The following is a 6,055-nucleotide window of genomic DNA, read 5'->3' on the forward strand; positions in this document are numbered from 1 at the left end:
GGCGGAGATATCTTTGAACTTGGTTTCGATAGCCTTATCGCCCGGATTAAGGTCCGGGTGAAACTGTTTGGCGAGTTTGCGATATGCGCTTTTAATCGCATCTGCATCCGCCGTTCGCGGCACGCCTAAAACCTCGTAGGGATCGCGCATGGGGATAGTTTACCTGTCTTCTCTACACATTGGCGATTGGGGGCGAACCCTGTCGGGCCTCGGTCGGCGTCCACCCTCATCCCACACACTTCACATATAACGGCAAGGCCTCTGGTTCAAGGGACCCTCGTATCCCATAGTGGTTCGGCGTCGCCCCTATCTGTCGGGGGTGCGATAGAAAGGATAAGAGAATGCTGATCGATCGGCCTATTTCGGCGGTGGCCCTCACGAGTATGGACTCGCCCTTCACGCAGTTCGGCGCGTGGTTTGAGGACGCGGCGGCGCGCGAAATCAACGATCCCAACGCCATGGCACTGGCCAGCGTTTCGGCGACCGGGCGGCCCTCGGTACGGATTGTGCTGATGAAGGGCTTTGATCCCAGCGGCTTCGTTTTTTACACCAACACGCAATCGCGCAAAGGCGGCGAATTGCTGGCGAACCCCTTCTGCGGCCTCACCTTCCATTGGAAAACGCTGGAGCGTCAGGTTCGCATCGAAGGCAAGGCTAGCCTAGTGGGCGATCAGGAGGCCGACGAATACTACCATTCGCGCCCGCGCGGCAGCCAGATCGGCGCTTGGGCGTCGGACCAGTCGCGGCCCTTGCCGGACCGCCCGACGCTGGAAGCGCGCGTCGCCGAGGTTGAAAGCCGGTATCCCGAGGGCGAAATTCCGCGCCCGCCCCATTGGACCGGCTTTCGCGTGGTGCCGGAGCGGGTGGAGTTCTGGCAGGGCATGCCCTATCGTTTGCACGATCGCCTCATCTATGAGCGCGCAGGCGACGCCTGGACGAATTTCCGTCTGTTCCCCTAACGGAAAGCCGAGTTTCCCAATGCCCCCCAAAGCGACGCCAAGCCAAATGCGCTGGGCCCAGCGCGCCACTGAAGCGGCGGTTTTAACGGCCCTCGTTCTGATCGGTTTGAAAGCCTGGGCCTATCTTGCCACCGGCGCGGTGACGATGCTCTCGAGCTTGATCGATTCGAGCCTGGATGCCGTCGCCTCGCTGGTCACGCTGATTGCCGTCCGGGGGGCAACGCGGCCGCCCGACGATGAGCACCGCTTTGGGCATGGCAAGCTAGAACCCTTGGCCGGATTGGCGCAGGCGGCCTTCATCATGGGCTCGGCCAGTCTGCTACTGATCGAGGCCGTGCAGCGCTTCGTTACCCCACAGCCGGTACAGATGCCGACCATTGGGATCGGCGTGTCGATCTTTGCGATTGTGCTGACGCTGGTTTTGGTGACGTTCCAGCGCTGGGTTTTAAGGCGCACGGCGTCGCTGGCGGTGGAAGGCGATAGCCTGCATTACGTCAGCGACCTTGTTACCAATGTGATTGTGCTGTTCGGCCTATGGGCGTCGGATCGGTTTGGCCTGCCGTGGCTCGATCCGCTCCTGGGGTTGGTCATCGGCGCGATTGTCGTGCGCTCGGCCTGGGGCATTGGCGTGCGCGCCTATCAGGTGCTGATGGACCGCGAGGTTCCCGACGAGGTGCGCCAGAAAATCATTGCGATTATCCGCAGTGTGCCGGGCGTTTCGGGCGCGCACGACCTGCGCACGCGCGAGGCAGGGCCGGACCTGTTTATTCAGCTTCACTTGGAATTGCCGGACGCGTTGCCGCTGATCGAGGCCCATCAAATTAGCCATAACGTCGAGGCGCGCCTGTTGGAGGATTTCCCGCGCGCGCAGATTATTATTCACCAAGACCCGATTAGCGTCGTTCGGCCTGATTTGCGCGGCTCGGCGGCTTAGGAAGGCATTATGGGTTTCCGCGACAGCGCTTTTTATGTTTCGCAGTTTCTCTCCCGGCTGGCCGATCAGATTCTGTTATTTCTGGTGCCGTTGATCGTTTTCCAGATCACGGGCAGCGTCGGCTGGTCGGGCGTTGCGTTTTTCATCGAAACTCTGCCGCGCTTCGTGGCTTTTCCGATCGCCGGGATTCTGGCCGACCGGCTACCGGCCTACCGTTTGATCCGCTGAAGCCAAGGCTTGCGCGCGGCGGTGTGTTTGATTGGTAGCCTCGGCGCGCTGAGTGTTGGCGGGATCGGCTGGCTGCTATTTCTGTCGGCGGTGAGCGGCGCGCTGACGACGCAAGCTTGGATTGCGCGCGAAGGGATTCTACCGCAGCTTTTTCCGGGGCAACGTCTGGAGAAAATCCTCTCCGCCACCACGCTCGCCGATCAATTGGGCATGGTCTTGGGGCCGCTGGTGGCGGCGCTGATGCTGGCCTGGATGCCGTGGGAATATGCGGTGGGGGCAACGGCGCTGCTGTTTTTGCTGGCCGATCAAATCCTGCTGCTCTGGTGGCAACAAGCTAAGCCGGTGGTCGCCGACCCCATCCACGCCGCAGGGCCGTGGTATCAGCCGCTCCGCATCGCCTTCGGCCATATTCACCGGCTACCAGGCTTGAAGATGACCATTTTCCTCGCGGTTGGCGTCAATCTGGTCTTGGGTGTGACCTTGGCAACGGCGGCCGCCCTGGTAACGGGCGCGCTCGCGCAGTCCGACGAAAATTACGCGCTGCTGCAAACGGCGGGCGCGGCGGTGACGGTGTTGATTCTAACGATCATCGCCCGTAAGCCGATCCCGGTTGGGTTTATGGGTGGGCTCGCCTATGGGATGATCGCCCTCGGTGGCTTTCTCACCGGCATCGCCCAGCATCCGGCCGTCTACGCCATCGGCTTTTTGCTGATTATCGGCTTTGATAAAATGTTCGCCGTTTACATGCGCAGCCTGCGCCAGCGCCTCATTCCGGCGCAGGATTTTGGCAAAACAACCGGCGTAATCGTGCTGCTGAACAATCTCTCCCAACCGCTCGCCGGCGCGTTGGTCGGTTTCACGGCGGGGCCGGAGGAGGCGCGACTGCTGATCCTCACGATTACCGCCTGCGTGTTCCTGAGCGGGTCGGCGGCGTTGGTGGCGGTGCGCCGCGCGGTGAAAACCTAGGGCTAAGCCGCTTGCTTCTTGAGGGCAAGCACCTGCCAAACGTCCAGCAACGCCGCAATGAGATAGTCGATCATCTCGTCCGTATGCAGCGGGCCGGGGGTGATGCGAATGCGCTCGGTGCCGCGCGGCACGGTGGGGTAATTGATCGGCTGGACGTAAATATTGTGCCGTTCCAACAGTAGATCGGTAACTTGCTTGGCAAGGCTGGCGTCGCCGATCATCACCGGAACGATATGGCTTTCGCTGTCGAGCAACGGCAGACCGACTGCCGCTAAACGCTGTTTGACGACGGCCACCCGGTCGCGCTGGGCCTGCCGTTCGGCCTCGCTGTTCATCAGATGATCGATTGAGGCGCGCGCCCCTGCGGCGATCACGGGCGGCAGGGCGGTGGTGAAAATAAACCCCGGCGCATTGGAGCGGACGAAATCCACCATCGCGGCCGATCCGGCGATATAGCCGCCGACCATGCCGAAGGCTTTACCGAGCGTGCCTTGAATGAGGTGCAGCCGGTGTTCGATGCCACGCTCCTGCGCGACCCCGCCACCGCGCGGGCCGTACATGCCGACCGCGTGAACCTCGTCGAGATAGGTGAAGGCACCGTAGCGGTCTGCGAGATCGCAGAACTCGGCGATTGGGGAGATATCCCCATCCATAGAATAGACGCTTTCGAAGGCAATCAGCTTAGGTCGTTTCGGATCGACCTGCCGCAGCTTGGCTTCCAGATCGGCCGGATCATTGTGCCGAAACACATGCTTTTCCGCGCCGGAATTGCGAATGCCCGCGATCATGGAATTATGGTTGAGCGCATCCGAGAAAATGACACAATTGGGCATCATCTTGCCCAAGGTGGCGAGGCTGGTTTCATTCGCCACATAGCCGGAGGTGAAAACCAGCGCGGCTTCCTTCCCATGCAGGGCCGCGAGCGATTGCTCTAGCAGCACATGTTCATGGGTGGTGCCGGCGATATTGCGTGTGCCGCCTGCGCCGGTGCCGAGCCGGTCGATGGCCTGATGCATTGCCGCGCGCACGCGCTCGTGCTGACCCATGCCGAGGTAATCGTTGGAGCACCAAACGGTGACTTCCCGCGGTCCTGTCGGCCCGTGGTACAAAGCCAACGGAAAGCGCCCGGCCTGCCGTTCGAGATCGGCAAAGACGCGGTAGCGCCCCTCGCGTTTCAAGGCTGCGACCTGCGTCGCAAAAAACTCTTCGTACTGCATGGGTCAACCATAGCGCGCCCGCGCCGAAAGGCAAATGCGCCAGATCAATTCTGGGCTGGCACCCCAGCTATCCGCTGAACGCAGGGCAGCATCTTGTTTGGCCTCTATCCTATGTGCCCTGGATCTTGTTTGCTCAGGGGGGCTCAGGCATACTAGTCACAAATGCCGCCCGGTCTGTTGGATCGGCCTCGACTGCCGAGCTCTATTCTCTTCATGTGCACGTACAATGCCGTACGCTCGCCAATGGCGGCGGCGCTTTTGCGCCTCAGCCATGGCAAGAAGGTCTATGTCGCGTCCGCCGGGGTCCGGGCGGGCGAAGCCGATGGGTTCGTGACGGCGGCAATGGCGGAATTGGGGGCAGATTTGCGCCGCCATTACCCGACGCTGCTGGAAGATTTAGAAGACACCAACTTCGATTTGATCGTTACGCTCTCGCCGGAAGCCCATCACCGGGCGCTGGAACTCACCCGCACCCAGGCGGTCGAGGTCGAATATTGGCCGACCGAAGACCCTTCCGTCGCCGAAGGCAATCGTGAAGAACGGCTGGCAGCGTATCGGATGGTTCGGGATAAATTGGCGGACCGGATTGCGGATCGTTTTCCTTAAAAAGCGGGCAGAAAAGCGGCTTCGGCGCGGCAATCAGAGCCGCCCTGCGTAGGTTTCGCTTGACCCCGCGCATCCAAAGCATCACTTAAGAGCACCTAATACGCCTGCGGTGAGATTCCCTGCCGCCAGGGCCTATTTTCATTGTCTCGTTCAAGGAAGACTATGGCGAAGGAAGATGTAATCGAGTTCTCCGGCACTGTGTCGGAACTGCTGCCGAATGCGATGTTCCGCGTGAAGCTGGATAATAATCACGAAGTTCTGGCCCATACCTCGGGCAAGATGCGCAAGAACCGTATTCGCGTTCTGGCCGGCGACCGCGTGAATGTGGAAATGACGCCCTACGACCTCACCAAGGGTCGCATTACCTTCCGCTTCAAATAACGTATTGCAGCCGTGAACTCCTTAATCCTGGCGTCCGCCTCGCCGAGACGCCTCGATTTGTTGCGGCAGATTGGGATAACCCCCACTGCCGTTGATCCGGCCGATCTCGACGAAACGCCGCACCCGCGCGAACTGCCGCCCCGCCACGCCCTGCGCTTGGCGGAGGAGAAGGCCGCTGCGGTCGCGCCGCGCCATCCCGATAGTTTCGTGCTGGCCGCCGATACGGTGGTTGCGGTTGGGCGGCGCATCCTGCCCAAAGCCGAGGATGAAGCCACGGCGCGCGCCTGCCTCGCGCTTCTCTCGGGCCGTAGCCACCGGGTTCACGGCGGGATTGCACTTGCCGGGCCGGATGGTCTGCGCCGCTCCCGCCTCGTCACCACCCGCGTGACGGTAAAACGCCTCACCGAGACCGATATCGCCACTTATCTTGCCAGCGGTGAATGGCACGGCAAGGCGGGGGGGTATGCCATTCAAGGGCTCTTCGCCCGCCACGTCACCGCGATCAGCGGCTCTTACTCCAATATCGTTGGCCTCTCCCTGTCGGACATCGGTGCGATGCTCGACGGGATCGGCCTTCGCGCGTGACGATGGACCGGCCCGACGCCGGAATAATTCTGTCCGAAGGGCCGGGCGAAGTGCGCGGCGTGCGCCTGATCGACGGGCTTTGTGCGGCGTTTGTCACCGCGCGCGTCGGCGAGTTACCCCTGGGCACCGTCTGCCGGGGAATCGTGCGGGCGGCCCTCCCCGATGTTGGGGCGTTTATC

The 6,055-nt window shown here is 61.6% G+C and carries 10 protein-coding genes; 8 read left to right on the forward strand and 2 right to left on the reverse strand.

Annotated elements, in window-relative coordinates; all coding sequences use genetic code 11:
* On the reverse strand, window positions 1–150 hold a 150-nt coding region (locus ACIQ36_RS17580), incomplete at its 3' end, for a DnaJ domain-containing protein (protein WP_395831734.1).
* Between the two features lie 191 nt (window positions 151–341).
* Between ACIQ36_RS17580 and pdxH the strand changes: the two genes are divergently transcribed.
* Genes pdxH through ACIQ36_RS17600 form a run of 4 tightly spaced genes read left to right on the forward strand, consistent with a single transcriptional unit; the run spans window position 342 to window position 3,087 of the window.
* A complete protein-coding gene (gene pdxH / locus ACIQ36_RS17585) occupies window positions 342–959 on the forward strand; it encodes a pyridoxamine 5'-phosphate oxidase (protein WP_395831719.1) in 618 nt (205 codons plus the stop codon).
* A gap of 19 nt (window positions 960–978) precedes the next feature.
* Complete coding sequence (locus ACIQ36_RS17590) at window positions 979–1,893, forward strand: cation diffusion facilitator family transporter (RefSeq protein WP_395831721.1); 915 nt, start codon at window positions 979–981, stop codon at window positions 1,891–1,893.
* 9 nt (window positions 1,894–1,902) lie between these two features.
* Window positions 1,903–2,121 (forward strand): hypothetical protein, encoded by a 219-nt coding sequence (locus ACIQ36_RS17595; protein ID WP_395831722.1) that lies wholly within the window; start codon window positions 1,903–1,905, stop codon window positions 2,119–2,121.
* A 9-nt stretch (window positions 2,122–2,130) separates the two neighbouring features.
* On the forward strand, window positions 2,131–3,087 hold the full coding sequence (locus ACIQ36_RS17600; RefSeq protein WP_395831724.1) for an MFS transporter: 957 nt from the start codon (window positions 2,131–2,133) through the stop codon (window positions 3,085–3,087).
* Window positions 3,088–3,089: 2 nt separating this feature from the next.
* Here the strand turns inward: ACIQ36_RS17600 and hemA are convergent, their stop codons facing one another.
* The gene (hemA, locus tag ACIQ36_RS17605) at window positions 3,090–4,304 is read right to left on the reverse strand and encodes a 5-aminolevulinate synthase (RefSeq protein WP_395831727.1); all 1,215 of its coding nucleotides are present in this window, start codon (window positions 4,302–4,304) and stop codon (window positions 3,090–3,092) included.
* A gap of 213 nt (window positions 4,305–4,517) precedes the next feature.
* Between hemA and ACIQ36_RS17610 the strand changes: the two genes are divergently transcribed.
* The 4 genes from ACIQ36_RS17610 to ACIQ36_RS17625 form a co-directional block, all read left to right on the forward strand.
* Window positions 4,518–4,910 (forward strand): low molecular weight phosphatase family protein, encoded by a 393-nt coding sequence (locus ACIQ36_RS17610; RefSeq protein ID WP_395831729.1) that lies wholly within the window; start codon window positions 4,518–4,520, stop codon window positions 4,908–4,910.
* A gap of 162 nt (window positions 4,911–5,072) precedes the next feature.
* The gene (gene infA / locus ACIQ36_RS17615) at window positions 5,073–5,291 is read left to right on the forward strand and encodes a translation initiation factor IF-1 (protein ID WP_094407124.1); all 219 of its coding nucleotides are present in this window, start codon (window positions 5,073–5,075) and stop codon (window positions 5,289–5,291) included.
* 3 nt (window positions 5,292–5,294) lie between these two features.
* Window positions 5,295–5,876: a Maf family protein gene (locus ACIQ36_RS17620; protein WP_395831736.1), complete on the forward strand. Its 582-nt coding sequence runs from the start codon at window positions 5,295–5,297 to the stop codon at window positions 5,874–5,876.
* Window positions 5,873–6,055: hypothetical protein (locus tag ACIQ36_RS17625; RefSeq protein WP_395831731.1), on the forward strand; the 183-nt coding region annotated here is incomplete at its 3' end. The genes ACIQ36_RS17620 and ACIQ36_RS17625, both read left to right, overlap by 4 nt.

Source organism: Elstera sp., from assembly GCF_044372965.1.
Classification (GTDB): Bacteria; Pseudomonadota; Alphaproteobacteria; order Elsterales; family Elsteraceae; genus Elstera.

Bases quoted from the DNA above. Each gene is read 5' to 3' on its own strand.
- ACIQ36_RS17590 (WP_395831721.1), top strand. From the start codon at position 979: ATGCCCCCCAAAGCGACGCCAAGCCAAATGCGCTGGGCCCAGCGCGCC.
- ACIQ36_RS17595 (WP_395831722.1), top strand. From the start codon at position 1,903: ATGGGTTTCCGCGACAGCGCTTTTTATGTTTCGCAGTTTCTCTCCCGG.
- ACIQ36_RS17610 (WP_395831729.1), top strand. From the start codon at position 4,518: ATGTGCACGTACAATGCCGTACGCTCGCCAATGGCGGCGGCGCTTTTG.
- pdxH (WP_395831719.1), top strand. From the start codon at position 342: ATGCTGATCGATCGGCCTATTTCGGCGGTGGCCCTCACGAGTATGGAC.
- infA (WP_094407124.1), top strand. From the start codon at position 5,073: ATGGCGAAGGAAGATGTAATCGAGTTCTCCGGCACTGTGTCGGAACTG.
- hemA (WP_395831727.1), bottom strand. From the start codon at position 4,304: ATGCAGTACGAAGAGTTTTTTGCGACGCAGGTCGCAGCCTTGAAACGC.